Annotated in this window: 19 protein-coding genes; 9 read left to right on the top strand and 10 right to left on the bottom strand. The window is 75.3% G+C overall.

The window, feature by feature from the left end; genetic code table 11:
• Window positions 1-37 precede the first annotated feature (37 nt).
• From ACZ4WZ_RS16540 to ACZ4WZ_RS16525, 4 genes are all read right to left on the bottom strand, one after another.
• Complete coding sequence (locus tag ACZ4WZ_RS16540; RefSeq protein ID WP_467890650.1) at window positions 38-1948, bottom strand: TOMM precursor leader peptide-binding protein; 1911 nt, start codon at window positions 1946-1948, stop codon at window positions 38-40.
• A complete protein-coding gene (locus ACZ4WZ_RS16535) occupies window positions 1938-4127 on the bottom strand; it encodes a TOMM precursor leader peptide-binding protein (RefSeq protein ID WP_467890647.1) in 2190 nt (729 codons plus the stop codon). The genes ACZ4WZ_RS16540 and ACZ4WZ_RS16535 overlap by 11 nt, the downstream gene beginning before the upstream one ends.
• A gap of 75 nt (window positions 4128-4202) precedes the next feature.
• Window positions 4203-5915, bottom strand: coding sequence for an AfsR/SARP family transcriptional regulator (locus ACZ4WZ_RS16530; RefSeq protein WP_467890644.1), 1713 nt, complete (start codon window positions 5913-5915; stop codon window positions 4203-4205).
• A gap of 516 nt (window positions 5916-6431) precedes the next feature.
• Window positions 6432-7052, bottom strand: coding sequence for an L-threonylcarbamoyladenylate synthase (locus ACZ4WZ_RS16525; RefSeq protein ID WP_467890642.1), 621 nt, complete (start codon window positions 7050-7052; stop codon window positions 6432-6434).
• A 200-nt stretch (window positions 7053-7252) separates the two neighbouring features.
• On the opposite strand from ACZ4WZ_RS16525, the gene ACZ4WZ_RS16520 reads away from it, so the two are divergent.
• From ACZ4WZ_RS16520 to ACZ4WZ_RS16510, 3 genes are read left to right on the top strand one after another with little or no spacing between them, the layout of a single operon-like run.
• The gene (locus ACZ4WZ_RS16520; RefSeq protein ID WP_467890639.1) at window positions 7253-8674 is read left to right on the top strand and encodes a L,D-transpeptidase; all 1422 of its coding nucleotides are present in this window, start codon (window positions 7253-7255) and stop codon (window positions 8672-8674) included.
• A gap of 3 nt (window positions 8675-8677) precedes the next feature.
• A complete protein-coding gene (locus ACZ4WZ_RS16515) occupies window positions 8678-10009 on the top strand; it encodes an MFS transporter (RefSeq protein ID WP_467890636.1) in 1332 nt (443 codons plus the stop codon).
• Window positions 10006-11208, top strand: coding sequence for an anhydro-N-acetylmuramic acid kinase (locus ACZ4WZ_RS16510; RefSeq protein WP_467890634.1), 1203 nt, complete (start codon window positions 10006-10008; stop codon window positions 11206-11208). Before ACZ4WZ_RS16515 ends, ACZ4WZ_RS16510 begins: the two co-directional genes overlap by 4 nt.
• A gap of 1 nt (window position 11209) precedes the next feature.
• Here ACZ4WZ_RS16510 and ACZ4WZ_RS16505 read toward each other — a convergent pair whose 3' ends face one another.
• Together ACZ4WZ_RS16505 and ACZ4WZ_RS16500 are read right to left on the bottom strand one after the other, a co-directional pair.
• Window positions 11210-13114 (bottom strand): choice-of-anchor R domain-containing protein, encoded by a 1905-nt coding sequence (locus ACZ4WZ_RS16505; protein ID WP_467890885.1) that lies wholly within the window; start codon window positions 13112-13114, stop codon window positions 11210-11212.
• A 159-nt stretch (window positions 13115-13273) separates the two neighbouring features.
• On the bottom strand, window positions 13274-14416 hold the full coding sequence (locus ACZ4WZ_RS16500) for an ADP-ribosylglycohydrolase family protein (RefSeq protein WP_467890631.1): 1143 nt from the start codon (window positions 14414-14416) through the stop codon (window positions 13274-13276).
• 169 nt (window positions 14417-14585) lie between these two features.
• Here ACZ4WZ_RS16500 and ACZ4WZ_RS16495 point away from each other — a divergent pair, with 169 nt between their 5' ends.
• From ACZ4WZ_RS16495 to ACZ4WZ_RS16480, 4 genes are all read left to right on the top strand, one after another.
• The gene (locus ACZ4WZ_RS16495; RefSeq protein WP_467890629.1) at window positions 14586-16061 is read left to right on the top strand and encodes a multicopper oxidase family protein; all 1476 of its coding nucleotides are present in this window, start codon (window positions 14586-14588) and stop codon (window positions 16059-16061) included.
• 143 nt (window positions 16062-16204) lie between these two features.
• Window positions 16205-19384 (top strand): amidohydrolase family protein, encoded by a 3180-nt coding sequence (locus ACZ4WZ_RS16490; RefSeq protein WP_467890626.1) that lies wholly within the window; start codon window positions 16205-16207, stop codon window positions 19382-19384.
• A gap of 73 nt (window positions 19385-19457) precedes the next feature.
• A complete protein-coding gene (locus tag ACZ4WZ_RS16485) occupies window positions 19458-20972 on the top strand; it encodes an alpha/beta hydrolase (protein WP_467890623.1) in 1515 nt (504 codons plus the stop codon).
• A gap of 142 nt (window positions 20973-21114) precedes the next feature.
• Window positions 21115-21783, top strand: a complete 669-nt coding sequence (locus tag ACZ4WZ_RS16480) for a DUF2278 family protein (RefSeq protein WP_467890619.1) — start codon at window positions 21115-21117, stop codon at window positions 21781-21783.
• 132 nt (window positions 21784-21915) lie between these two features.
• Here ACZ4WZ_RS16480 and ACZ4WZ_RS16475 read toward each other — a convergent pair whose 3' ends face one another.
• Both ACZ4WZ_RS16475 and ACZ4WZ_RS16470 read right to left on the bottom strand, forming a co-directional pair.
• Window positions 21916-22986 (bottom strand): N-acetylmuramoyl-L-alanine amidase, encoded by a 1071-nt coding sequence (locus tag ACZ4WZ_RS16475; RefSeq protein WP_467890616.1) that lies wholly within the window; start codon window positions 22984-22986, stop codon window positions 21916-21918.
• A gap of 209 nt (window positions 22987-23195) precedes the next feature.
• Complete coding sequence (locus ACZ4WZ_RS16470; protein ID WP_467890613.1) at window positions 23196-23630, bottom strand: CBS domain-containing protein; 435 nt, start codon at window positions 23628-23630, stop codon at window positions 23196-23198.
• Window positions 23631-23798: 168 nt separating this feature from the next.
• On the opposite strand from ACZ4WZ_RS16470, the gene ACZ4WZ_RS16465 reads away from it, so the two are divergent.
• Together ACZ4WZ_RS16465 and ACZ4WZ_RS16460 are read left to right on the top strand one after the other, a co-directional pair.
• Window positions 23799-24383 (top strand): TetR/AcrR family transcriptional regulator, encoded by a 585-nt coding sequence (locus tag ACZ4WZ_RS16465; protein ID WP_467890610.1) that lies wholly within the window; start codon window positions 23799-23801, stop codon window positions 24381-24383.
• 101 nt (window positions 24384-24484) lie between these two features.
• Window positions 24485-25243 carry an SDR family NAD(P)-dependent oxidoreductase gene (locus tag ACZ4WZ_RS16460; RefSeq protein WP_467890608.1) on the top strand — a complete coding sequence of 253 codons (759 nt, stop codon included), beginning with the start codon at window positions 24485-24487 and terminating at the stop codon, window positions 25241-25243.
• A 70-nt stretch (window positions 25244-25313) separates the two neighbouring features.
• On the opposite strand, the gene ACZ4WZ_RS16455 is transcribed toward ACZ4WZ_RS16460, so the two are convergent.
• Together ACZ4WZ_RS16455 and ACZ4WZ_RS16450 are read right to left on the bottom strand one after the other, a co-directional pair.
• Window positions 25314-25868, bottom strand: coding sequence for a heme-binding beta-barrel domain-containing protein (locus tag ACZ4WZ_RS16455; protein WP_467890604.1), 555 nt, complete (start codon window positions 25866-25868; stop codon window positions 25314-25316).
• A 99-nt stretch (window positions 25869-25967) separates the two neighbouring features.
• A complete protein-coding gene (locus ACZ4WZ_RS16450) occupies window positions 25968-26639 on the bottom strand; it encodes a hypothetical protein (protein ID WP_467890601.1) in 672 nt (223 codons plus the stop codon).
• Between the last annotated feature and the right edge of the window lie 131 nt (window positions 26640-26770).

The raw sequence follows: 26770 nt of genomic DNA, 5'->3' as shown, positions 1-26770 counted from the left end.
GGTTCGTGCGGCCGTGCCGGGCGAGCCGGCGGCCGGGTCAGGGGAAGGGGTGCGGGGCCGGGTTGAGGTCGGCCGGCTCCAGGTCGCGCTCGCGCAGCCCCGCCTCGCGCAGGGCCGTGCGCATGCGCGGCATGCCCAGCGCCCGCTGCCGCGACCAGCCGAAGTCGATCGGTAGCAGCCCCGGCACCAGCACGCTCACGGTGTGCAGCCCCAGAGCCCGCTGCTCCGGCAGGGTCTGGTCGACCACCACCACGTCGAACCCCCGGGCGGCGACGGCCTCCACGCACCGCGCCAGGTCCTCGGACACGTCGTCCGACACCCCCTCGGGCCCGAGCAGCGAGGACACCGGCCGCAGCGGCCCCCGCGAAGGCCCGCGCAGCAGGAAGTCGGCGTGGCGGCCCATCTCCGGCACCCCGTACACCAGCGGGTGGTCGTGCAGCGCGGTCACCAGGCCGAAGTCGGCCGCCATCGCGCGCAGCCGCTCCTCGTCCCGCTCGGTGCGCCCGGGCAGGTTCACCGCGTCCGTCGCGATCTCGCACAGCGCCGAGTCCAGCGCCGACTCCGGGTCCAGCCCGGCCCCCGCCCCGAAGCACATCCGCCCGAGGCCGCCGTCGAACCGCTCGGCGACCGCCGTCACCACCGGGATCGGGAAGCTGATCCGCGTGTCGAAGAACCGCGCCCGGTACCCGTACAGGGCGAGCCGGTCGACCATCGCCCGCGTCGAGGCACGCGCGCTGGTCGCCGGATCGATCTCCGGCAGCGGCTGCCGCCCGTACCAGGTGAGCAGGAAGGCGTCCCGCTCGACCACCTCCATCAGCCCGAAGTAGGCGGCCTCGGCCAGACTGCCGCCCGAGGCGCAGCCGTTGGAGCTCTCCTGCACGAACCGGTTCTCCAGACCCGGCGCGTGGTAGTACGTCAGCACCTCCGGCACCAGCCTCGGCTGCCGGTCGCGCAGCGACCACCCCCACACCCAGGGGATCTTCCGGTCCGGATCGAAGGGCCGTACCCGGGGGTTGTCCCGGTAGAACGCCTCGCTGTACAGCCCGACCCGGCGCGGATCGACGGCCTCGGCCCCGAACCCGTTCAGCGAGCCGGTGACGCTGGTCGTACGGGAGCGCGAGCGCATGCCCGCGTACCGCTCCAGCCCCTCCAGCACCCCGACGCGCGCGCTGCGGTCGAAGGAGTCGGTGTGGCCGCCCCAGAACGTCTCGCGCAGGTACTCGCCGGAGCGCATCGAGAAGCAGCCGATGGTCGCGGAGGTGGAGGTCGAGGAGATGTCCTGGACCAGCGAGGGCCCCAGCGCCCCGCACAGCGGGTTCGCGAACGCCGCCACGTCGATGGCGTACGCCTCCACGGGCCGCGTACGGAACGCCCCCGGCCGGTACTTGGGCGCCGGCTCCGGATCCAGCGCCCGGGCCGTGTCCGCCTCGGGCGTCCCGCACACCGGGCACTCGGGATCGGGCACCAGCGGGTAGCCCCGCACGGCCCCGCTCCGCAGGTCCAGTACCCACACCCCGGGGAACACCCCCCGCGCCGGACCGGCGGTGCCGGAGCCCGCCGAGACCACCAGCGCGGCCAGCGCGTCCGCCGCGAAGGGGTGGGCGTACGGCCAGCCGCCCGCCGCCCGGGTCTCGCCGCCCAGCTCCAGGGCGTCCCGCAGCGCGACCGACCGCACGGCCTGCCAGCGCCGCTCCAGGCACCGCGCGCACCCCGGCCCGTCCGCCGGGAGGGGGCCGACCACCGCCTGGTGGCCGTAGAGCGCCACCGGGACCGAGCCCGCCGGAACCTCCCGGTCGGGGGCGGCGAACGCGTCCCGCAGCCCCAGCGCCGTCACGGCCGGCGGCGGCCCGCCCAGCGCGGCCACCGCGCGCTCCAGCAGCGCCGTGAACCGCCCGGCGGCCTCCGCCCCGAGCCCGTCCGCCACCGCGGCGGTGCCGCTACGCGTCATCGCCGGACTCCCGGACCGCCGCCGAGGCGAGCAGCACCCGCACGGTGTGGATGCCCACCCCGGCCAGCTCCGCCGACCCGGTCGGCACCGCGTACGCGTCGAGCCCGGCCCCGGCGAGGCGTTCGAGCACCTGCTCCCAGGACGCCCCGGGCCCCGCCGCCACGGGCGCGGCCGCCTCACCGGACACCGCCAGAGCGCGCGGGTCCAGATCGCGCAGCAGGGGATCACGGCCCGCGTCGGCGCCGTCCGCCCCGTACTGCGCCGCGCCGAGCAGCTCGCGCAGCGCCGCGACCGCAGCCGTACGCCGGTCCAGGCCCTCGCCCAGCGCCCAGCGCTCCCCGGCGCGCGCCAGCAGCACCTCCACCCCGGACCGCCGGCCCTCCCCGAGGTCCAGCAGCTCCGGTTCCAGCTCCAGCCGGTCCGCCGACCGCAGCAGGAAGGCCAGTTCGGCGTCCTCGCCGTCACGGTCCGGCAGGGGCACCGGGGCCGCCGCCGCCCCGCGCACCGCGCGCAGCAGCGCGGCGTGCCCGAGCGCCGACAGCAGCCCGGCCGCGGCGGCGTCGGCGGGGGAGGGGCCGGCCCCGGCACCGGCGCGGGTGCGCTCGAAGAGCCGCTCGGCGTTGTGCGGGCCGAACGGCCGTACCGCGCCCGCCGGGACCAGCACGGGCTCCTTCGTCAGCAGGGACACCGCACGCTGGTACGCGGACGGCTCGCCCGGTATCCCGGAGGCCGTCGCCAGCCCCGCCGCGGCCACCGCGCCCGGCTCCCCGCCGCCGACCACGTCCCGGGCCGGCACCACGTGCTCCGCGTACACCAGCGCCGCCGCGTCCAGGGCGCGCATCCGCGCCCCCGCGACGTGGTGCACGTCGAACGCGGCCACGGTGCGTGCCTCGCCGTGCCCGAGGCCCAGCTCGACCACCCCGGCCTTGAGCGGGATCTGCGTCAGCTCCTCGTCCGCGTACCGGGTGAACACCCCCGCGTACGGACGGACGACGGCGGAACGCCGGTTCAGCTCCTCGACAAGCTCGTCCGCGTCCCGGGCGGTCTCCAGCGTCGGCAGCGCGGGCATGCCCGGGGCACCGGCGGCGGCGAGGTCCAGGGGGGCCGCCTCCGGCTCCCCGGGCGCGCAGAACGGGCAGCGGGGGTGCGGGAAGAGCGGCTCGGCGGTGACGTCCAGCGAGGCCATGTCCTGGACGAGGAGCCGCCCGGCGGTCTCGGCCGGCAGCGAACCGGAGGTCGCGCGGAACACCTCGTACCCGAGCAGGTTGCCGATCATCGCGGCCAGCGGCCGCCCCGGCACCGGACCCCGCGCGAGCGGGGCCTCCGGCAGTGCCAGCGCGCTCCACAGCGCGGCCGCCGGGGCGCCGCCGCGGGCCGCGCCCAGCCGCAGGGCCGCGCAGGACCAGCAGCCGGCGGTGCCGTGGGCCATGAGCGGGCCGACGACGGCGTCGTTCCCGTACGACCAGGCGGGCAGCAGGGCGCGTCCCTCGGGTATCCCGGCGCGCAGCAGCGGCAGCAGCCGGGCCGGAGCCGCCGTCCCGCCGGTCACCACCACGAAGTCGTACCCGGCCAGCGCGTCCCAGCCGAGGGACTGTTCCGGCAGCGTGCGGACCTCCACGGGGCAGCCGTCGGCGACGGCCTCGGCCGCCTCGGCCCGTACCTCGTCCGCGTCCGCCCCCGGCGGCAGGCCGACGGTGGCGCAGCCGTTGCGCACCAGGCTCAGCGCGCACCAGCGGGCCGCGGCGTCCTCGCCCAGGACGGCGACCCGGGTTCTGCGGAAGCGCAGGAAGCGGGCTTCGGCGTCATCGGCGTAGTGGTCGGCGTAGGCGATCTGCGGCGCGAACCTGCGGGCCACGTCCGCCGACGGCGCGGCGGCCGGATCCGGCTGCGCGGGCTCGGCGACGGAACGGGCGAAGTCCCGTTCGTACAGCGTCTTGACGAGCTCGCCGACCATCGCGCGCTGGGCGTCGCCCAGCCCCCGGCAGAGCTCTTCGACGGTGTGCTCGCCGGTCAGGTGCGGGACGATCAGCGTCGCGAACCGGTACGCGGTGCGGGCGGTGAGGCGGAACCCCCCGTCGGAGTTGTGGAACAGCACGCCGTCGGGCGTTTCGGTGAAGAGCACGTCCCGGCGGATCCTGGGGCGTGTCGCGGCAACGTACTGGTAGCTGTCCAGGGACATGGAACACCTCTGATTGCGGTCTGATGGGGACGAAGACGTGAGGTGGGAAATGTCGGGGAGGCGGGCGGAGCCGCCTCAGCCGGGCAGGAGGGCCGCGGCGCCGTCACGGCCCCGGGCGAGCCACCGCGCGTAGACGCGGAGGAAGGCGTGGATCCGGTAGGGCTCGCCGGGCGGCCCGTCCTCGAGCATCCCGGCCTCCACGAGCTGTTCCAGCACGCTCTCGCCCGCGGCTGTGGCCGGACCGGAGTGCGGCTCGAGCGAGCCCATCCGCAGGAAAGCCTCCCGCAGATCGGGCGGGAGCGCGCCGACGGCCTGCCCGAGGACCTCCGGCACCGACAGCCGGGGGTCCTCGGCGAGGGCCAGCCGGCCCGGCGGGTCCTCCGCCAGCCAGGCCGCGCAGTCGGCGACGGACAGCCCCGGCCGGGTCAGCAGCCGTCCGGCGGCGATCCGCAGCGCCAGCGGGAAGTGGCCGCATACGGCGGCCAGTTCACGCGCCGCCCGCTCCTCGGCGGCGATCCGCCCGGCCCCGACGAGACCGGTGAGCAGTTCGTGGGCCTCGGCCGGCGCGAGGACGTCGAGCCGGTGCACGAAGCCGCCGTGCCTGGCGACGGCGGCGGCGAGGGCGCGCCGGCTCGTCACCAGTACCGTGGCGCCGCCGGTCTCCGGCAGCAGCGGCAGCACCTGTCCGGCCCCGGCCGCGTTGTCGAGGACCAGCAGCCGCCGGCCGTCGCCACCCGGCTCCGGCAGCAGTTTGCGCGCCTCCTCGACGTCCAGGGGGCTCCCGTCGGGCCGGGCCAGGTCGATGCCCGACACTCCGCCGGGGAAGGTCCGCCGGACCTCGTACGCGCTCTGGTGCGCGAGCGCCGACTTGCCGATCCCGGGGGCTCCGGAGACGACCAGCAGCCGGGGTCCGTCGGCGTCGGTGAGGCGCAGCGCCAGGGCCCGCAGGTCCGCCCGGCGCCCGGCGAAACCGGGCACCGGCGGTGGTCCGGGCTGCTCGGGGGCACGGTCGCGCACGGCCGGCGCGGGGCGCGGCGGCGCCGGTCCGAGGTCCTCGGGCCGGCCGGCCGGGCCCAGCTCCTCGGCCCGCAGGATCGCCAGTTCCAGGCGCCGCAGGCCCGGCCCCGGGTCGACGCCGAGTTCCTCGCGCAGCCGCTCGCGCACGGTGCGGTACTCGGCGAGCGCCTCCGCCTGCCTGCCGGTGCGGTAGAGCGCTTCGATGAGCTGCTCGGTGAAGCGCTCGCGGACGGGCTGGCGGCGGGCGCCCTCGTACAGGTCGACGAGCACCTGGTGGCAGTTCCCGGCGGCCAGTTCGAGGTCGCACACCCGCTCCAGAACCCGGAGCCGCTCCTGTTCGAGCGCGGGCACCGCGTCCCGGTGGAGCATGCCCGAGGCCACGTTGGACAGGGGCTGCCCCTGCCAGAGCGAGAGCGCCTCCCGCAGCCGGTACAGCTCCTCGGCGGTCCCGGCGGCGGCCCGCGCCTGCGCGGTCAGTAACCGGAACAGCACGAGGTCGAGCGTTTCGGTGTCGTTGCGCATGCGGTAACCGCCCGGCACGGCCTCGATGGTGGTCGCGGATATGCCGTATTTCGCGAATAACCTGCGCAGGCGCAGCACACAGGTCTGGAGTGCGGCCCGGGCGGTGGCGGGAGGCTCCTCGTCCCATACGGCGCGCAGCAGATAGCCGGTGGAAACGACGGCGCCGGGATGGAGCAGGAGAGCGGCGAGAAGGCTGGTCGGTTTGGAAGGTTTGAGAACTACTGTCTCGGGGCCGTGCGCAATACTCAAGGGCCCCAAAAGCTGGAACCGCATTGGTCCCCCGTGTCGGGTCACGTGTGTCGCAGATGAGCGTGATGACGGGGGGCGTCGTTCCCGCGAGCCGCGATGACGGACGCGTACTCCCGAAGGAGTCCGGACCAGTGCCCGCGGCTGCTCGCCGCTCCCCGTTGGGCGGTGAATATCTGGAACCCTACAGAACGGATCTTGTGGAAGTCGAACCGAGATCCGGGTCGATTCCGGCGGTCCAGGCGTTTTTCTCCTCTCTGTTACGCCGGGAATCCGTGGAGTTACCGCCGGTTCGTCAATTCTGTTCAGGCATAAACGAGTTCTGATGGAAGCGCGGTCGAGTGTCGATGGAGGCCGCATTCGCGGAGGGGCGCCGGATGGCCGGATGAGGTGACCGGACTGGCGCATTCCAGTCGTGCCCGACGGCTGGAACGGTGAATTCCGGAACCCGAACCGGAATCCGCCGCCCAGGAAAAAGCGCCCCGGCCGGGAGCCGGCCGGGGCGCGCGGGCCGGCGTGCTACTCGAAGCGTGCGGTGTCGCCCGCTCCGCGGCGCAGGATCTCCACCCCGCCGCCGGAGAAGTCGACGACCGTGGTCGGCCGGGTGCCGCAGTCGCCGGAGTCGACCACCGCGTCCACCACGTGGTCGAGCCGCTCCTTGATCTCCCAGCCCTGCGTCATCGGCTCCTCCTCGTCCGGCAGCAGCAGGGTGCTGGAGAGCAGCGGCTCGCCCAGCTCGGCGAGCAGGGCCTGGGTGACGAGGTGGTCGGGGATCCGGACCCCGACCGTCTTCTTCTTCGGGTGCAGCAGCTGGCGCGGCACCTCCGAGGTGGCCTTGAGGATGAAGGTGTAGGGGCCCGGGGTCGCCGCCTTGACGGCCCGGAACACGTCGTTGTCCACGTGCACGAACTGCCCCAGCTGGGCGAAGTTCTGGCACACGAGGGTGAAGTGGTGCTTGTCGTCCAGGTTGCGGATCGACCGGATCCGCGCGATGCCGTCACGGTTGCCCAGCTGGCATCCCAGCGCGAAACAGGAATCCGTGGGGTACGCGATGAGCGCGCCGGAGCGGATGCTGTCGGCCACGCCGCTGAGGGTGCGCCGCTGGGGGTTCTCGGGGTGCACGTCGAAGTACTTCGCCATCCGCCGAGCCTACGGGACCGGATCGCTCCGCTCCGCCGCGCCGCCGCTCTTCCCGACCCGCCCGCAGGGACGGGCGCTGTGCTCCGTCCGGGTTCACTTGGGGCGCCCGTTCGGACGCAGGACCGAGTTTATGATCATCGTTTCGGCTTTCCGTCCTCTTTGATGTCGTCATCCGGCCGTGGGACAACTGGGAGGGCTGCGTGGCGAAGTCAGGGACGAAGGCGTGGAGTGCGGTCGCCGCGGTGACGGGGGCCGCGCTGGCCCTCGCCCACGCACCGGGCCGCACGGCCGAAGCGGCGGCGGCCCCCGGGCCCGCCCCGGAGGCGGCGGTCACCCTGCTGGTCGGCCACGCCCTGGACGGCGGCCCGCGCGCGGACGCCGCCGGATGGTGCGCCGCCGGAGCCTTCCGGGGCGGCCGCTGCGGTACCTGGCGGGAACAGCGGGTGCTCGCCACCGCCCGGGGCGGCGCCGTCCTGCGGGACCCGGCCCTCGGCGAGGCCGACGAACTCCCCACCGACCCGGGCTCCCCCCTGGAGATCACCCTCGCCCGGCCGGAGGCCGGCCGTCTCACCGACGTGACCGTGACCGACGGGCACGGCCGCCACCTCGCCGGCGAACTCGGCCCGGACGGCGGACACTGGCGCAACACCGAACCCCTGCGCGCGGGGGAGGGCTACACCGTGCGGGTCCGCGCCCAGGACGGCCGCGGCGCCCCCGTCGGCGTCGGCATGGTCTTCCGGACCTCACCGCCCGACGCGCCCGACGACGGGGGCAGGCTCACCGCCGAGTTCGGCCCCCGCCCCGGCACGTACGGCGCGGGCGAGATCGTCACCGCCGAGCTCAGCCACCCGGTCCCCGCCGACGACCCCGACGCCCGCGCCCGCGTCGAGCAGGCCCTCCAGGTCACCTCGCGGCCCCGCGTCGAGGGAGCCTGGCACTGGGTCGACGGCTCGACCCTGCACTTCCGGCCCCGCACCTACTGGCCCGCCCACACCGTCGTGCGCGTCCGCAGCGGCCTCGACGGGGTCGAACTCGGCGAGCACGGCTACGGAGGCCCCTCCGACCCCCTCGAATTCACCGTCGGGGACCGCATCGAGGCCGTCACCGACTCCGCCGCCCACCTGATGACCGTACGCCGCAACGGACGCGTCATCAGGACCATCCCGGTCACCACCGGCAAGGCCGGCTTCCGCACCCGCAGCGGCATCAAGGTCGTCCTCGGCAAGGAGTACAAGGTCCGCATGCGCGGGGACACCGTCGGCATCAAGAAGGGCACCAAGGAGTTCTACGACCTCCCCGTCTTCTACGCGACACGGGTCACCTGGAGCGGCGAGTACGTCCACGCCGCGCCCTGGTCGGTCGAGGCGCAGGGCGAGGAGAACGTCAGCCACGGCTGCACCGGCATGTCCACCGAGGACGCCGCCTGGTTCTTCGGGACCGTCCGCGAAGGCGACATCGTCGAGGTGGTCAACAGCGGCGGCGCGAAGATGGACCCCTTCGGCAACGGCATCGGCGACTGGAACCTGGACTGGCGCACCTGGCTCTCGGGCAGCGCCCTGAACCGCGCCGCCGCACCGCCCCCGCCGCCGGACAGCCCCTCGCGCCTGACCCCGACGACCTGAGGCATGGCCCCCCTCGAAGTACGCCGCCCCGCCCCGCCCGCCGCCGGCCCGCGCCGGGTGCTGCTCGCGGGCTCCGTCGGGAACTTCACCGAGTGGTACGAGTTCGGCGTCTACGGAGCCTTCGCCACGGTCATCGCCGACCGGTTCTTCACCCCCTCCGGGGCGGCCGGCCAGGGCGGCGCCGGGCCCCTGGTCGCCACGTACGCCTCCTTCGCGGTGTCCTTCTTCTTCCGGCCCGCCGGAGCCCTCCTCTTCGGCCGCCTCGGCGACCGCATCGGCCGCCGCCCCGCCCTGATCCTCGTCATCGCCCTGATGACCCTGGCCACCACCCTGATCGGCCTCCTCCCGACCCGGGACGCCATCGGAGCCGCCGCCCCCTGGCTCCTGGTCCTGCTCCGCGTCCTGCAAGGGCTCTGCACCGGCGGGGAGTTCGGCGGGGCCGTGGCCCTGATGACGGAATCCGCGCCCCCGGGCCGGCGGGGCCGCCACGGCGCCTGGCAGTCCTTCACCGTCGCCCTCGGCCTGCTCGCCGGCGCGGCCGTCGCCGCCCTCCTGGCCGGACTCCTCACCCCGGCAGCCCTGCACGCCTGGGGCTGGCGGATCCCCTTCCTGCTGGCCCTGCCGCTCGGCCTGGCCGCGTACCGGCTGCGCTCCGGACTGCCCGCGGAGCCGCCGCCCGCGCCCCCTGTCCCGTCCCCGCCGTCCCCGACCCCGCCGCCGGATGCCGGGGCCCCCGCCCGCACCCGCACCGTCCGGGCCGTCGCCCTCGCGGTGGGCCGGCTCATGGGCTGGTCGGCGGCCGGCTACACCTTCCTCGTGGTCCTGCCCTCCTACCTCCAGGCCACCCTCGGCGCCTCCTTCCACCAGGCCCTGGTCGCGACCACCCTCGCCAACCTCGGCTTCGCCGCCGCCATCCTGCCCGCCGGCATCCTCAGCGACCGCGTCGGCCGCCGCCCCGTCATGCTGGCCGGCGCCCTCGCCGTCACCCTCTTCGCGCTCCCGCTGCTCCACCTCCTCCAGGACCCGGCCGCCCCCGCCGCCGCCAAGGCCGCCGCCGTCCTCGGCGCGGGCGCCACCGTCGGCCTGCTCGCCGGCCCCGGCCCCGCCATGCTCGCCGAGATGTTCCCCGCCCGGGTGCGCTGCACCGGGCCCGGGCTGGCGTACGCCCTCAGCGGCGCGGTGTTCTCCGGCTGCGCCGGTCTCGTCATCACCGCCCTGACCGCCGCCACCGGCGACCACGACGTCCCCGCCTACTACGCCGCCGGCACCTGCGCCCTCAGCGCCCTCGCCCTGGCCGGCGTGCGCGGCGACGGCCACAGGAGGCCCCTGCCATGAGGGTGATCGGGTTGATGTCGGGCACCTCGTACGACGCCGTCGACGCGGCCGCGGCCCGGCTGACCCTCGAGGACGACGGCGAGACCCTGCGGCTGGTCCCGCTCGGACTGGTCAGCGCCCCCTACGAGGACGGCCTGCGCGGTGCCCTCGCCGCTTCCCTGCCGCCCGCGGCCACCACCCTGGCCGACGTGTGCCTCCTCGACACCCGCATCGGGCAGGTCTTCGCCGCCCTCGCGGTCCGCGCCGACCGCGAACTGTGCGCCGGCCGCGCCGGGCTGATCGCCTCGCACGGCCAGACCGTCTACCACTGGACCGAAGCCGGGCAGGTCCACGGCACCCTCCAGCTGGGCAGCCCCGCCTGGATCGCCGAGGCCACCGGGCGTCCCGTCGTCTCCGACTTCCGGCCCCGCGACATCACGGCCGGCGGCCAGGGTGCCCCGCTCGTCAGCCTCGTCGACCTGATGCTGCTGCGCGGACGCCCCGGGACGCCCGCCGCCCTGAACATCGGCGGGATCGCCAACCTCACCGCCGTGCCCGCGGCCGGCCCGCCGGTGGCCTTCGACACCGGACCCGGCAATGCCCTGATGGACGCCGCCGTACGCGAAGTCACCGGCGGGCGCCTCGGGTACGACGAGGACGGCGCCCTCGCCGCCGCCGGCCGGGTCCACGAACCGCTCCTGCGTCGCCTGCTCGCCGAGCCGTACTACCGGCGCCCCGCCCCCAAGACCACCGGCAAGGAGCTGTTCCACCACGGCCACCTGCGCACCGCCCTCGACGACTGCCCCGCCCTCCCCCCGCAGGACCTCCTCGCCACCCTCGCCCGGCTCACCGCCCGGACCGTCGCCGACGCCCTGCGCCCGCTGCGCGTCACCGAGGTCATCGCCTCCGGCGGCGGCACCCGCAACCCGGTCCTCATGGCCATGCTCCGCGAGGAACTGCCTCCGCGCACCGCCCTGCTGGACTCGGCGGCCCTGGGCCTGCCCGCCGCCGCCAAGGAGGCGTACGCCTTCGCCGTCCTCGGCTTCCTCACCCTCCACGGACTGCCCGGCAACGCCCCCGGCTGCACCGGCGCCCGGGGGCCCCGGCTGCTCGGCTCCCTCACCCCGGGGCGCGGACCGCTGCACCTGCCGGCCCGGCCGCCGCGCCCACCGGTACGGCTCGCCGTGGACCCGCCGTCCGGGGTCAGACCGTACCCGTAGGTCACGTACGGGGGGTGGGAGGCGTCGGGAGCGGAGTGGCGCCCTCCTGTACGAGGGTCAGCAGGACGAGCGCGTCGGTCCAGCCCAGCGGCGCGACCGCGCGCGGCCGGCCCTCCTCGTCCACCGTCTCGGGCAGTTCGCCCAGCACGTTGCGCTGGGCGAGCACCCAGTCCAGCACGGCGCGGCCCTTCTCCCGCTCACCCGTCGCCGACCAGGCGAGGGCGAAGAACGAGGTGCTCGGCGTCCACGTGACGTTCCCCCACTCCGAGTCGTCGGTGCCCGGCACCAGCCCGCCGTTGGACCTCCGCAGTGCCCGGTACGTGTCGTCGAGCGCCCGGGGGAGACCGGCGGGGGCCCGGTTGAACGGGGGCGCCATGAACGCCACCGCGGTGTCGGGGCCGAACTGCCCGTCGAGGGTGCGCGGGTAGCCGAGCGGCCCGAACCGCCTGGCGATGGCGGCCTCCAGCCGCACCGCGGCGGAGGCCCAGCGGGCGGAGTCCGCTTCCCGCCCGAGCCCGGAGGCCAGGTCGGCGGCGGCCCGCAGGCCGGACAGCAGCGGTGCGGCGGTGCCGAGGTTGGCGGTCTGCGTGGGCAGTTCCCAGTAGTCGGGGGAGGCCGGCGGCAGCCCCTCGCCGTCGAGCGAGGCCGCCGCGTAGTCGGCGGCCTTCGCGAGCGCGGGGTACAGCCCGCGCAGCCGTTCCTCCCGGCCCGCTCGGGGCGCGGTCCGGTACCACTGCCAGGCGGCCCAGGGGACCCAGCCGTTGGCGTCGAGCTGCCACGGCCGGGAATCCGGCGGTCCCGAGCCGTCGAGCTTGGTACGGGCCTCCCAGGTGCCGTCCGCCCGCTGTGTCGCGGCGCTGTGGCGCAGGATCCGGTACGCCTCCTCGTCGTGCCCGGTGTGCGCGAAGGCGGCCGCCGCGAAGGCTGCGTCACGCGGCCAGGAGAAGTCCCAGAAGGGGTGCCAGGCCGCGGCGAAGGCCCCGTTGGGCCGCAGCAGCGCCCGCATCGACAGCAGCGCCCGCCCGGCGCTCTCGCGGCGGGCCCCGGCCGCCCCCGGGACCAGCCCCTGCGCCAGCCAGCGCTGGGACTCGGAGATCTGGTCCAGCGCGCCCGGGTCGCCGGCCTCGACCACCCGGGACTTGTCCGCGCCCTCCGGCAGGTAGCGCCAGCGGCCCGACGGCAGCACCAGCACGTTGCTGCCCTCCACGTAGCGGGCGCCCACCGCGAAGGGCGGGCTCACGGTCTCCACCGCCCGCCCGTTGAAGAGCAGGCCCGCCGTCCGGGCGGGCCTCGTCGAGGCCGGTACGTAACAGGCCTCGGTCTCCCCGCACCGCTCGGAGCCCGTCGGGTTGACGTAGAAGGCCAGGCGGCCCGAACCCGGCCGCCACTCGCCCCGGGCCGGGTCGAACTGCGCGGCCGCCGGGAAGCCGGCCGGGGCCGTCCGCGTGCCGTACCAGGTGACCCTCTTGTCCTCGGCGGTGGTGGCCTGGGCGAACAGGTGGTACCGGGCGCCCGGCCGCAGCGCCGCATTCATCGGCACCTCCACCCAGCCCGTGCCCGCCCCGCCCAGGGCGGCCAGGTCGACGGTGGCCGAGGCGATCGCCGAGCCGGCGTCGCCCCGGGCGGTACGCACCTGCACGGTCAGCCTCCCCGCCGCCGCCGTACCGCCGAGGAAGAGCGAGACCCGCGAGAGCCGGTCGTCGTCGGTGGTGAACTCCTGGGCCGCCGCCCATCCGGTGTTCCCCGCGCCCCTGATCCAGTACAGGGCCACGTCGTGACCCGCCTGCCCGTCGAAGGCCGCCCGTCCGGCGGGGGAGAGGGGCCCGCCCGCGGCGACCGCGCCGTCCGCCGTCTGCGACAGGGCCGCGAGCAGGGCGACGGCCACCAGGACCGACCGTGTGCGCATCACGCATTGCCTCCACTGTGATGAAGCGTCAAGAAGCCGGGGTGAGCGCGTACACGGCGCCGTCCATCCAATATCCCTGGCTGCGCCCCCGCCGAGGGGGCGTGATCGCTCCAGCCGCGCAAGACCCCCCGATGCACCGCCCGGACGGTCCAACGCCCGTCACCAGCTGGGGTAACGGTGCAACCAGTACGGGTCCCAGCCCTTCTCGTACTCGCCGCCGCCCGGCGACTCCCGCAGCTCCGACAACAGGTCCCGCGCCAGGGTGTCCAGCACCCACGCCAGCTCGTGCCGGCTCACCAGCCCCACCGGCAGCGCCTGAGCCCCGTGCGCCGCGCCCAGCAGCGCCCCCGCCACACAGGCGACCGCCTGCCCGTCGGGCGCCCCCGCCGCGAACCGCAGCGCCCGCTCCACCTCCCCGCGCTCCGGGAACGAAGCCGCCGCGTACAGTCCCCCGAGCACCGCCGACCACGCCGTCGCGTCCGGCGCCAACCGCGCCAGCCGCACCGGATCCCCCGGATGCGCGGCCGCCCCGGCCAGCGCCTCGGCCAGCGGGCCCAGCTCCGCCCGCGGTACGTCCTCCACCCCGCCCAGCGCCGCGAGCGCGTCCCCGGCGGCCCCGCGCACCGACTCCGCGACCAGACAGTGCGCGGCCAGCACGGTCGCGCACACCGCCGCCCACTGCGCCCCCGGATCCCCGTGGGTCAGCGCCGCCACCTCGCGCAGCTGGTGGTGCCTCAGCCGGACGTACTTCGGCGACCGGGCGTCGCCCCACAGCGCCAGCGGCAGCGTCCGGCCCACCGCGTGCCAGCCGCGGCTGCGCGTCGCCGGCTCCTCCAGCGTGCCCTGCCAGGGCCCCGACAGGGCCTCGACGGTGGCCGGGGCGCTGCCGCGCCGCTCCGCCAGCGCGGGCACCCCGGCGAGCCAGCCGTCCGGCCACTCCCGGGCACCGCCCGACCGGTCCCAGCGCCCGCGCACGTGCTCGCGCGCGATCCCCTGGAGGTACGCCCAGCGTCCGTACGCGTGCCACAGCACCGACGGGGGATGGCAGATGCCCTTGTGGCTGCCGCGCACGCTGGCCCGTACCGAACCCTCCACGGTGAAGCAGGCCAGCTGGGTGCAGACCCCCGCGCGCAGCACCCCCGCCGGCGCCGGCCCGCCCCGCGCCGCGCCCAGCGACTCCCCGAGCGCCAGCCCGAGCAACAGCCCACGGGTTCCCTCCGTCGCCCTGCCGCTCTCCGCCGGCTTCCGGCGCTCCGTCAGCCCGTCCATCGGTTCCGGGTCCCCCTCCTCCGTATCGAACACCGGTGGGCATCGTACGTACGGCCTTTCCGGCCACCTCACCAGCCCTCCACATCCGCACCAGCGCCGCGCGAGCGCAATCGAACAGGCTCTCCCCGTCCAGCCACCGCGCACTTTGCGCCAACCCGACCGACCGGCACACGAGGCGCCGGGCCACACCCACGGGGGAAATGTGATCACTCGACGGACCGCACTCCGGGCAGGCGTCGCCGCCACCAGCATCGTCGGCACCGGCGGCATGCTGCTGCCCGCCGTGAACGCCGCCACGGCAGAGCCGGCCCGCAACGCCGCGGGCGCCGCCGAACTCGACGCCGCGTCCATAACCAAGTTCACGCAGAAGATGCCCGTGCCCCCGGTCCTGCAGCCCTACCGGACCACGAGCACCACCAGCTACTACCGCATGACCCTGAAGGAAGCCACCAAGGAGATCGTGCCCGGGCTCAAGACCCCGCTGCGCACCTTCAACGGCTCCTTCCCCGGGCCCGTCATCAAGGCCGAGTCGGGCCGGCGCGTCGTGATCAAGCAGACGAACTCCCTCGCCGTCCCCACCTCGATCCACCTCCACGGCGCCCACGTCCCGCAGGACAGCGACGGCGCCCCGATGGACCTGATCCCGGCCGGCGGCGGTACGAAGACGTACACCTACCCCAACACCCAGCCGCACGCGAACCTGTGGTTCCACGACCACGCCCACCACATGGAGTCGGAGAACGTCTTCCGCGGGATGACGGGCACCTACATCCTCACCGACGACATCGAGCGCCGCCTGCGCCTGCCCTCCGGCCAGTACGACGTCCCGATCTCGCTGCGCGACGCACGCTTCCTCGAGAGCGGCGAGCTCGTCTACGCCATGGGCGACTTCATGAAGCGCAACGTCGTCCTCGCCAACGGCAAGTCCTGGCCGTTCTTCGAGGTCGCGGCCCGCAAGTACCGCTTCCGCCTCACCAACACCTCCAACCAGCGCTTCTTCGACCTGCACCTCGCCGACGACTCCGAGCTCGTCCAGATCGGCACCGACGGCGGCCTGCTGCCCGAGCCGCACCGCACGAACGTGGTCGCGATCAGCCCCGGCGAGCGCGCCGACGTCGTCATCGACTTCTCCCGCTACCCCGTCGGCACCGTCATCGAGCTGCGCAACAAGGACATCGCCCCGTTCGAGTCCGCGGACGTGGTCGGCAAGGTGCTCCAGTTCCGTGTCACCCGCACCGCGCCCGACCACAGCGTCGTCCCGGCCCGGCTGCGCACCCTGCCGCCGCTCGGCCCGGCCACCGTCCAGCGCGAGTTCGACATGCGGATGGACGAGGCCCCCGGCGGCAGCGCGTACATCAACGGCAAGACGTACGACATGGACCGCATCGACACCGACATCGCCTACGGTGCCACCGAGATCTGGACCGTGACGAACAGCAACAAGGTCGCCCCGCACAACTTCCACATGCACCTGGTGCAGTTCCGGGTGCTGGAACGCAACGGCAAGCCCGTCACCTCCGGCCCCGAGACCGGCCTGAAGGACACCGTGCCCCTCAAGCCGGGCGAGACCGTGAAGCTCCAGGCCACCTTCGACGGCTACCGCGGCACCTACGTCTACCACTGCCACCTGTTCGACCACGGCGCCATGGGCATGATGGCCAACATGCGCATCTCCTGACGCCCCGCGCCCTCCCCGCCCCGGCGGCCCCCGCGGCCGCCGGGGCGGACCCGTCCCCGTTGCCCGGCCGGGGTCCTGATCGTTTGGCCGCCTGACGGACAGTCGGGCAGGTACGACACACGGGACGGGTGACCGGGATGCGGATGGGGCGCAGGACGGTACTGCGGGCGGCTTCGGCCGGGGCGCTGACGGCACTGGCCGGGCTCCGCGCCCCCGGCGGCGCGGCGGCCGCGCCGGCGCAGGGACCCCCCGACGGGGACCGGGCGGTGCTGCGCTTCACCCGCGCCACCAACGGCGCGGCCACCGCCACCGCCGACGGGCGGCGCGTCATCGCCGAGGTGCAGAACGTCCTCTGGTCGCTGCCCCCGGACGGCGGGCCCGCCACCCGCCTCACCCCGCCCGACCTGGAACCCGGCCGCCCGGTGTTCTCCCCCGACGGGAGCCGCGTGGCCATGAGCGCCTACCGCGGCGGAACCTTCCACATCTGGGTGATGCGCCCCGACGGCACCGGCCTGCGCCGCCTCACCGACGGCCCCTTCGACCACCGCGCGCCCGCCTGGTCGCCCGACGGCCGCACCATCGCCTTCTGCTCCGAACGCGGCGGGGACCCCGTCGCCGGAAGCCCGTACCGGATCTGGACCGTCTCCCTCGCCGACGGCGGCCTGCGCCGTCTCACCGGAGCACCCGGCCAGGACGGACCCGGCCAGGACGGCGCCTGGGAGGACCTCGACCCGGTCTTCTCGCCCGACGGCGGCCGGGTGCTCTTCCCGCGCGCCACCCCGTCCGGCGAAACCCTCACCGCCCGCGTCCTCGCCTCCGTCGCCGCCGACGGGACCGGTCCCGTACGGACGGAACACACCGCCGCCGCCGGCAGCATGCTGGCCCCCGCCCTCTCCCCGTCCGGCCGCACCGCCTGGCTGTCCGCCGCCCCCGGCCCCCGCCGGGCCGAGCACCTCACCCTCCACGCCGACGGCCGCCCCGTCGCCCTCGACGGCGACCTCGCCCCCGCGCCCCCGCGCTGGATCGGCGACGACCGCCTGCTGATCACCCTCGACGGCCGGTTCCGGGTGATCCGCCCCCACCGCGACGGCACCGCCCACGAGATCCCCCTCGACGCCACCCTCGAAGTGCCCCGCCCCCGCTACCGGGTCAAGGAGTACGACCTGGAAGCCGAGCACCCCCGCCCCGTACGCGGCATCCACCTGCCCGCCCTCTCGCCCGACGCCCGCAGCGTCGCCTTCGCCGCGCTCGGCGCCCTGTGGACCGCACCCGTCGCCGGGGGACCCCCGCGCCGGATCCTCCAGGCCCCCGCCACCGCCTACGTCCAGGGCCCGGTGTGGACCCCGGACGGCCGGGCCCTGCTCTACACCGACGACCGTGACGGGCTGAACACCGTACGCCGCAGGGAACTCGCCGACGGCGGGGACAGCGTCCTCTCCCCGCCCGGCCGGGTCTACGGCTCCCTGTCCCCGGACGGCACCCGGCTCGCCGCCCTCGACCTCGCCGGCCGGCTGATCGTCCGCGACCTCGCCTCCGGCACCGACACCCCGCTCGTGGCCGCCCTCGGCGGCGGAGGCCTGCCCAGCCCGCCCAGCTGGTCCCCCGACGGACGCCACCTCGCCCTCTGCGACCGCAACCGGCTCAGCCGCCGCTTCCGCGAGGGCTACAACCTGATCCGGATCGTCGACACCGCCACCGGCTCCGCCCGCCTCCACGCCCTCGCCCCGCACACCTCCCTCTCCGACCGCTACGCCGCCGGCCCCGTCTGGTCGCCCGACGGCCGCTTCCTGGCCTGCGTCGCCGAATCGGCCCTGTGGCTGCTCCCCGTCACCCCCGACGGCACCCCCGCCGGCCCCGCCCGCCGCCTCACCGACGAACCCGCCGACCACCCGTCCTGGTCCGCCGACTCCCGCACCCTGCTCTACCAGTCCTGCGCCCGCCTGCGGCTGCTCGGCCTCCGCCCCGACGGCACCCCCGAAGGGGCACCCCGCACCGTCCCCGTCGCCCTCTCCTACCGCCGCCCCGAGCCCGTCGACACCGTCGTGCACGCCGGACTGCTGTGGGACGCCACCGGATCCCCGCCCCGCCCCGACGTCGACCTGCTCATCAGCGGCGGCCGCATCACCGCTATCGAACCGCACCGCCCGCGCCGCCGGGCCGCCCGCACCGTCGACGCCTCCCGGGGCACCGTCCTGCCGGGACTGTGGGACGCGCACGTCCACCCGTACCCCTACACCTACGGAGCCCGCCAGGGCGCCCTCCACCTGGCCTACGGCATCACCACCGCCGTCTCCCTCGGCGGCTCCGCCTACGAACAGGCCCGCCTGCGCGAGGACATCCGCTCCGGCCGCCTCGCCTCCCCCCGGCTGCTGGCCGGCGGCGAACTCCTCGACGGCTCCCGCGTCGCCTACAGCATGGGCCGCGCCCACCGCACGCACGCCGGACTCGCCCGCTCCCTTGCCCGCGCCGAGGCCCTGGACTGGGACTTCGTCAAGACCTACGTCCGCGCCCCCTACGCCTTCATGGAAGAAGCCGCCCGCTTCGCCCGCGAACGGCTCGGCGTCCGCTCCGGCTCCCACCTGTGCGCCCCGGGCATCCAGTCCGGCCAGGACCTGACCACGCACCTGATCGCCACCGAACGCGCCGAGTACGGCCACGGCGCCACCCCCGCCGGCCACACCCACCAGGACACCCTGGAGGTCTACACCCACGGACGCTTCGACCTCGTCGCCACCCCCTTCACCGCCCTGCCCCTCATCGGCGCGGACCCCTCCCTCGCCGCGGACCGGCGGGTCACGGCCATGATGCCGCCCTGGGACGTGGCCGCCCTCCGGACCGCCGCCGCCCGCCCGCCGAGCCCCGAGCAGAACACCGCGCTGGAGCGGGAGGTCGCCGTCTACCGGAGCGTCCTCGCGGGCGGCGGCCGCGTCGCGCTCGGCACCGACGCCCCCCTCACCCCCGTCGGCCTCCACCTCCACCTCGCCCTGCGCGCCCTCCACCGGTACGGCTTCTCGCCCGCCGAGGCCCTCACCACCGCCACCCGCACCCCCGCCCGCGTCTACGGCGCCGCCGAGCACCTCGGCACGGCCGAACCGGGCAGGCTCGCCGACCTCACCCTCATCGACGGAGACCCCTTCACCGACTTCGACGACCTGGTCCGCGTCCGCGCGGTCCTCCGCGCAGGCACCCCGTACGAACGCGACGCCCTGGAAGCCGCCTTCCCCGGTCCGGTCACCCCCGACCGGGCCTGGCGGCCCGTGCTGCGCCAGATGCACCGCGACTCCTGCTGTCCCGCGCACCGGGTCAACGGAGCCTTCCTGTAGGGGGGTTAGCCCCACCCCCGGGCGGCCGGTCTGCCGGATGGGCCGCCCGGGCGCACTGCACGAGGCTTGCCGCATGACGATTTCCCGGAGCAAGGCCCTCCTGCTGACCCTCTCCGCCGCGGCCGCCGCCACCGCCCTCACCGCCTCCGCCCTCCCGGCGCAGGCCGCCGCCGGCCCCCGCACGGAGGTGCCCGGGCTCGACTGGCACCCCTGCGCCAAGCCGGGCGGGCCCGCCACCCAGGAGTGCGCCGACCTCCCCGTACCGCTCGACTACGACGACCCGCGCGGTCCGCAGATCAGCGTGGCCGTCTCCCGGATCCGCAGTGACCGCCCCCAGGCCCGGCGCGGCACCCTCGTCGTGATCCCCGGCGGCACGGGCGGCTCCGGCGTACAGCGTCTGACGCAGAAGGGCCCCGCCCTCCAGCAGCAGCTCGCCGGCGCCTACGACCTCGTCGCCTTCGACCCCCGCGGCGTCGGCGGCTCCACCACCGCGAGCTGCGGCCTCGCCCCCGAGGACCGCTACCTCACCGCCCTGCGCTCCTGGCCCGCCCCCGACGGGGACATCACCGAGAACCTCGCCCGCTCCCGCCGCACCGCCGAGGCCTGCGCCCGCAACGGCGGACCCGTGCTGCGGAGCTTCACCACCGCCAACCAGGTCCGCGACATGGACCGCCTCCGCGCGGCCCTGGGCGAGCGCAAGCTCTCCGCCTGGGGAGTCTCGTACGGCACCTACGTGGGCGCCGTGTACGCGCAGACGTACCCCGGGCGCACCGACCGCTGGGTCCTCGACAGCAGCGGCGACCCCGACCCCAAGCGCGTCGCCCGCGGCTGGCTGGCCAACATGGCCCAGGGCTCCGACGACCGCTTCCCCGACTTCGCCGCCTGGGCCGCCCACCCCGACCGAGACAAGGACGGTCTGCGGCTGGCGCAGCGCCCCGAGGAGGTCGAGCCCCTCCTGCTCTCGCTCTTCGCCTCCCTGGACCGCGCGCCCCGCCCGTCCACCACCCCCGGCGTGCCCCTGACCGGCAACGGCCTGCGCCAGGCCCTCCAGAACACCCTCTACAGCGACTCCGCCTTCCCCGGCTTCGCCCGGCTCGTCGCCGCCCTGCGCGACCCGGCCCACACCCCCGCCCTCCCCCCGGAGCTCGCCCGCCCGCTGCGCGACGAGGACGCCGCCCAGCTCGTCGCGGTCCTGTGCAACGACGTGGCCTGGCCGGGGGGTTCCCGGGCCGACCGGCAGCGCGCCGTCGACGAGGACCGGGCCCGCCACCCGCTGACGGCCGGCATGCCGGTCAACGTGCTCCCGTGCTCCTTCTGGAAGGACGCCCCCGAGCACAAGCCCACCAAGATCACCAACCACGGCCCCTCCGGCATCCTGATGATCCAGAGCCGCCGCGACCCCTCCACGCCCCACTCCAAGAGCCTGAAGATGCGTGAGGCCCTCGGCGACCGGGCCGTACTCGTCACCGTCGAGCAGGGCGGCCACGGCGTCTACCTCGGCAACGGCAACGCCTGCGGGGACCGCACCGTCACCCGGTTCCTCACCACCGGCCAGCGCCCCGCCCGCGACACCAGCTGCGCGAACTGAGCGCCGGGACCGGTGCGGCACGACCGCGTCCTCCCGGACGCCGCGCGGCCGACCCGGGAAGGACTGGGCCGGCCGGGGGCCGGGGCGACGGTACCCCGCGCGTCACGGCGCCGGACGCCGGGACGGTGGTTGACTGGCCGTCATGCCGCTCGACTCCTACGGGGTGCTGTCGGGAACGCTGCACCGCCACTTCCGAGACCGGCCCGACACCCAGGGGCGCTGGTTCCACGTCAACCTGGAGGTGGACGCGCCCGCCGGCCGGTACCGGTGCGCCGTCGACGTGGACAGCAAACAGTCCACCACCGGCGTCCAGTGGAAGACGTTCACCCTGGCCCCCTCCGTCCTCGACCCGGTGCCCTCCCTGGACCCCGGCTACCACGACCTCTCGATGAGCCCGGGCTCCGGCGCCCTCGACTACCTGCGCCATCCCGCCCTCCAGCACCGCCCGGGCTGCGCCCTCCCCGTACGCCCGCCCACCTGGCTCCAGGACCTCCTGAACCGGCTGAACCGGCTGAACCCGCCCCGCGCCTGGATCTCGGGCTCCAACCTCGACGCCGCCCGGGCACTGGAACCCATCCTGGTGCCCGGCCGGGAGATCATGGTCTTCGGAGAGCCCTTCGACCACGGGCTCGGCATGCACAACATCCACCAGAACCAGGGTGATCCGTACGGCAGCCAGTGGTGGGACGAGAACGGCACCTGGCAGGACGGCGCCACCCTCACCCGCCGGCCCGACGGCCTGTACGACGTCTTCCTCAACAAGTTCTCCAGCCAGTCCGGCCGCACCGGGCCCGACGGCCATCCGGTGTGACCGCCGCCGACGAGGTGCCCACCGTGTTCGCGGACTGGACTCCGCGGACCTGGGGGAACCCCTCCTCTCCGGGCAGGGTCCCGCGCCCCGGCTACGTCACCCCCCTCGCCCTGACCGCCCGCGCCTGGGCGGTCAGCGGCCGGCGAGCACGCCGTTGAAGGGGTCCGAGGCCAGCGCCCGGAGGGCCGGCAGCTGCCGGTGGAGGGCGGTTCCGGGGCACTCGGTGGCGAAGACGTCGCGGTGGCCCGAGATCCGCTCCACCGTCACCCGCTCGCCGACCCGGAAGCGCCCGTTGTCGACGGAGGCGCTGAGCTCGACGGTGCCCGCGGGGGAGTGCCCGTACCGGCCGAGTGCCCAGGCCGCGAGCCGCGCGACGGCCGCCGTGGCCGCGGGCGGCGCCTCCAGGCCGGAGTACCGTCCGATCACCGCGACGCCCAGGGTGTCCTGGTTGAAGCCGAGGGTGTGCGCGCCGGTGACCGGCCGTCCGGAGCCGCCGGCCCGTCCTTCGAAGACCGTGCCGCACTTGTCGACCACGTAGTTGTAGCCGAGGTCCTTCCAGCCGTTGACCCGCCGGTGGAGGGCCTGCAGACCGCGTACGACGGCGGGGGAGTCGGAGCACTCGTAGTCGTTGCTCTGGGCGGTGTGGTGGACGAACACGGCCTTGACGTCCCTGCCGTACACGACGGGCTCGCCGGGATCCTCGGCCGCGCCCCAGCGGACGCGGGGGACGACGCGGGGCCGGGAGGCCGCGGGGCCCGCCACCGCGTGGACCACCGGAACCGGCCCGGCGGCCGGTCCGGGCCGCGCCGGCCCCGGATCCGGGCCCGGGTCGACCAGGTCCAGGCGCACCCCGGCCGGCAGCTCCTCACCGACGCCGGCCGCACGTACCTCCACGGCGTCGGAAGGCCCGGCCCACCACGGCTCCCCGGCCTCCACCGCCGTCCACGGCGTCCAGCGGCCGGAGCCCCGCTCCCGGGCGCGGACCCGGTAGGTCCCGCCCGGCCCGCCGGCGGGCGCCGTGACGGCCAGCATGCTGAAGGGGGTCCGGGCGTCCGCGAGGACGGCGGCGCCGACCGAGGTCAGGGTGGCGCCGCGCGGCGGCGGGGGAGCGCCGGCCGGTTCGGCACCCGCCGCGGCCAGGGTGACCAGCCCGCAGGCCAGAGCGGAGGTGAGGGGCGTCAGCGGGAATCCGCGGGTGCGCAACTCGGCTCTCTCCAGGATCCCGGACGACGGCGGACGGGAACCGCAGCCGACGGCTTCGCCGGCCGGCCCCCGCGCGTTCCCGGGCCCCGAGGACACAAGGCGCCGACCGGGCTGGAAGTGCCCGGCCGGCGCCCTGCGCACTTCGCTGACCGCCCTTTCAACGAGCCGGCGGCCCGGTGGTCACGGCCGACGGCGGGCGGATCCTCCGCTCAGTTGGCGGCGTACACCCGGACCGCGAACTCCGCGATGTCCGCGTCGGAGAGGTTCCTCGCCAGATTGGCCTCGGTGATCATGCCGACCAGGCGGTGGCCGCCCTCCACGTCGATGACGGGCAACCGCTTGATCTGGTGGACCTCCATGGTGTCCAGCGCCTCCTGCGCGTTGCTGTCGGCGTCGATCCAGTGCAGGTTGCCGGCGAGCTCCCCGGCCCGCATGCTCGCCGGGTCCCTGCCGTCGGCGCAGCACTTGACGACGATGTCGCGGTCGGTGATCAGGCCCTGGAGGCGCTGGTCGTCCCCGCAGATCGGCAGGCATCCGACGTTCAGCTCGCGCATCATGCGCGCCGCGTCCTGCAGGGACTGGTCCTCGCGGATGCACTGCACGCCCTGGGTCATGATGTCGCGGGCCCGCAGGTTCCTGTCCATGGTTCCTCCTCGGTCCTCCGAGTACGTTCCGAAACCTTTCCTGCCCTCCCCTGCCCTCCCCTACGAGGACAACACGGATGGGGCGGCGCGGCGCGCCGGGGGACCCCCTGGTTCCGTACCCCACCGCGTTATTGACCGTTCGTTCCAGATAGCTTTATGATCTTCCCTGTGGCAAGGACCAAGGAATTCGATCCGGACGCCGCGCTCCAGTCGGCCCTCGAGCTGTTCTGGCGGCGCGGCTACGAAGCGACGTCGGTGGCGGACCTCGTCGAGCACCTCGGCATCGGACGGGCCAGCATCTACGCGACCTTCGGGAGCAAGCACGAGCTCTACCTGAAGGCGCTGGACCGCTACGCCGAGACGTACGACCCGCTGCTCCTTGCCCAACTCTCCGCGCCGGGACCCGCGCTGCCCGCCGTGCGGGCCGTGGTGCGCCGCTTCGCCGCGGAGGCCACGTCCCCCGGGGAGCGGCGCAGCGGCTGCTTCGTCACCAACACGGCGGCCGAGCTGGCCCCCCACGACGCCGCTGCCGCCCGGCGGGTCGAGGTGAGCTGGGACCGCTTCGAGACCCTGCTGCACTCGGCGCTCCTGCGGGCCGAGGGGCAGGGGGAGCTGGGCGCGGGCAGCGACCCGCGCGCGCTCGCCCGGATGCTGCTGGTCCTGCTCCAGGGCGTCCGCGTCGTCGGCAAGGCCTCGGACGACCCCGCCCGCGTCCGGGACGCGGCGGAGCAGGCCCTGGCCCTGCTGGACTGACCGGACCGGCGCCCGTTTCCGCGGCCGCGCTTCCGGATGCCCAAATTCTGAACCGCTCGTTCAAATATGGGGCTGACCGCCCCTCGAAGGAGTCACCGAAGATGAACCGTTTCACCGGCAAGACCGTCCTGGTGACGGGGGCGGGCTCCGGCCTCGGCCGCGCCATCGCACTCGCCTTCGCCGCCGAGGGCGCCCGCGTCGTCGCCGCGGGCCGCACCGCCGCCACCCTCGACGAGACGGTCACCCTCATCGAGGCGGCCGGCGGCACCGCCGCCGCCGTCCCCGCCGACGTCACGGACTCGGGCCGGCTGGAGGACCTCGTCCGGGAGAGCGTCGCCCGCTTCGGCGGACTGGACGTCGCGGTCAACAACGCCGGGATACTCCGCGGCACCGGGCCGGTCGGCGACGTCAGCGAGGAGGACTGGGACGTGGTCCTGCGCACCAACGTCACCGGCGTCTGGCTGGCGATGAAGCACCAGATCGCGCACATGCGGCGGAACGGCGGCGGCGCCATCGTCAACATCTCCTCCAACCTGGGCGCCCACAAGCGGATCCCGAACGCCGCCGCCTACATCACCTCCAAGGCGGCCGTATCCGCCCTCACCCGCGCCGCCGCCCTCGACCACATCCACGAGGGGGTGCGCATCAACGCGGTCAGCCCCGGAGCCGCCGCCGCGCCGATGTCGCTGCTGCCCGGCGAGACCGAGGCCGACCGGGCCGAACGGGTCACGTCGGAGAACCCGCTCGGCCGGGTCGCGGAGGCCGAGGAAGTGGCCGCCGCCGTGCTCTACCTGGCCTCGCCCGCGGCCGGCTCGGTGGTCGGGACCGACCTCGTCGTGGACAGCGGCTCCTCCGCCTGAGCGCCCCGCCCGGCCGGATCGCAGCGGCTTCCCCGCGCATCCGGCGTCCCCCTCCGCGGCCGTCCCGGCGTCACACCCGGCGGACCAGACGGGTCGTCAAGTGGTGCTGGAGGGGCTGCCCCACGGCCGCCATGTCGTGGACGACCGTCAGGCCGGCGCCGTCGAGGGTGTAGTGGCGGCGGGTGCCGGTGACCTCCTTCGCCAGCGGGGTCAGCGACACGTCCCGGGTCTCGATCCCGATCTCGAGCTCCGCCGCGGCCGTGCCGCGGACCCGCCCGACGTACGTCTCGACGATGCCGGTCGGATGCGCGAGCACCACCTCCAGGGTCGCGTCGGGCGTCACCCGCCACCAGCCGGTCTCGCGCCCCGCCGGCCGCACGGGGGCCCCGGCGCCGTCGGTCAGCCACGCCCGTGCCTCGTAGCGCAGGAAGGGCCGGCCGTCGTGGCTGAAGGTGATCTCCTGCTCGTACCGGAAGTCCCGCGCCAGGGTCGGGTACTCGCCCCGCCCCCGTCCGTGCCAGCGCCCGAGCAGGGGCAGCACCGGCGCCAGCAGCGGATGCGGGTCGGGACCCTCCCCGAGGACGTGGCTGTCCGGGTACGGATTCTCCTGCGCCGGCTCGAACATGTGCACCTTGCCCGTCTGTCGTCGGCCCCCGCGGACGTGCAGCGTAGCGCGCCGGCCGGGGCCGCTCCGGAGCGGTCCGCCGACCGGACGGGGCGCGGTCTACGCGACGAACTCCTCGTCCCCGTAGCGGACCTCGGCGGAGTTCCAGTCGACCCCGAGCCCGGCCGTGAACTTCCGGGCGAGCGGCAGGTCGGCGAGCGGCGCGATGAGGATCAGCCGCCCGTCGAGGGCCACCGAGCCGCCGCCGAGCCGAACCCGCGCCACGGGGTCGGCCATCAGCGCGTCGTGCAGCCGGGTGGCGCTGACGCCCTCGGCCTGGATCTCGACGGCGTCCGTCTCCGGCGAGGTGCGCGGCAGACAGCGGAACGTCAGCACCGACTCCTGCCGGTACTGCTTGCGGATGACGTCGGCGATGTGGTGCAGTCCGTCCGCGTTGACCTGCTCGACGTCGAACTCCCGCGAACGCTCGTAGGTCGCCTGCTGCTCGTTCTCGGACCAGAACACCCCGTCCAGCAGGGTCGAGGACCCCGGCCGCGCCCCGTGGGAGCGGATGATCTCCCGCACCTCGTGGTCGAAGCGCTTCAGCCGCGTCCGCAGCCGGGGATCGGCCGGATCCGTGATGACGGCGGTGTTGTCGGTGGCGAAGATCTCGGCGGCCGGGCAGTCCGTGCCGCCGGAGGCCCGGGCCGACAAATCCGCCTGGGCCGTGCCCGCTCCCGCCGATGCCAGCGCCAGGACTCCGACCGCCACCAGTACCCGCAACCGCTTCATTCTCACAACTCCCTGCCCGTGAACCCGTACTGCGGCGCGCTACCGGGGCCGCAGCGGGCCTCATCCTAGGAGCCGCGCGGGACCCCGCGCGGGCGTCGGCACCCCATATGGCGGATGGCGGACGGTGGCTA

It is taken from the genome of Streptomyces sp. NPDC029122 (assembly GCF_055569445.1).
Note: the sequence above shows the minus strand (reverse complement) of the source record. Positions and strands in the feature narration are given on the sequence as shown.

Coding starts and splice junctions, on each gene's coding strand:
- ACZ4WZ_RS16460 (WP_467890608.1), top strand. CDS start 24,485: ATGAACCGTTTCACCGGCAAGACCGTCCTGGTGACGGGGGCGGGCTCC.
- ACZ4WZ_RS16485 (WP_467890623.1), top strand. CDS start 19,458: ATGACGATTTCCCGGAGCAAGGCCCTCCTGCTGACCCTCTCCGCCGCG.
- ACZ4WZ_RS16525 (WP_467890642.1), bottom strand. CDS start 7,052: ATGGCGAAGTACTTCGACGTGCACCCCGAGAACCCCCAGCGGCGCACC.
- ACZ4WZ_RS16510 (WP_467890634.1), top strand. CDS start 10,006: ATGAGGGTGATCGGGTTGATGTCGGGCACCTCGTACGACGCCGTCGAC.
- ACZ4WZ_RS16535 (WP_467890647.1), bottom strand. CDS start 4,127: ATGTCCCTGGACAGCTACCAGTACGTTGCCGCGACACGCCCCAGGATC.
- ACZ4WZ_RS16505 (WP_467890885.1), bottom strand. CDS start 13,114: ATGCGCACACGGTCGGTCCTGGTGGCCGTCGCCCTGCTCGCGGCCCTG.
- ACZ4WZ_RS16470 (WP_467890613.1), bottom strand. CDS start 23,630: ATGGACAGGAACCTGCGGGCCCGCGACATCATGACCCAGGGCGTGCAG.
- ACZ4WZ_RS16455 (WP_467890604.1), bottom strand. CDS start 25,868: ATGTTCGAGCCGGCGCAGGAGAATCCGTACCCGGACAGCCACGTCCTC.
- ACZ4WZ_RS16450 (WP_467890601.1), bottom strand. CDS start 26,639: ATGAAGCGGTTGCGGGTACTGGTGGCGGTCGGAGTCCTGGCGCTGGCA.
- ACZ4WZ_RS16480 (WP_467890619.1), top strand. CDS start 21,115: ATGCCGCTCGACTCCTACGGGGTGCTGTCGGGAACGCTGCACCGCCAC.
- ACZ4WZ_RS16515 (WP_467890636.1), top strand. CDS start 8,678: ATGGCCCCCCTCGAAGTACGCCGCCCCGCCCCGCCCGCCGCCGGCCCG.
- ACZ4WZ_RS16540 (WP_467890650.1), bottom strand. CDS start 1,948: ATGACGCGTAGCGGCACCGCCGCGGTGGCGGACGGGCTCGGGGCGGAG.
- ACZ4WZ_RS16490 (WP_467890626.1), top strand. CDS start 16,205: ATGGGGCGCAGGACGGTACTGCGGGCGGCTTCGGCCGGGGCGCTGACG.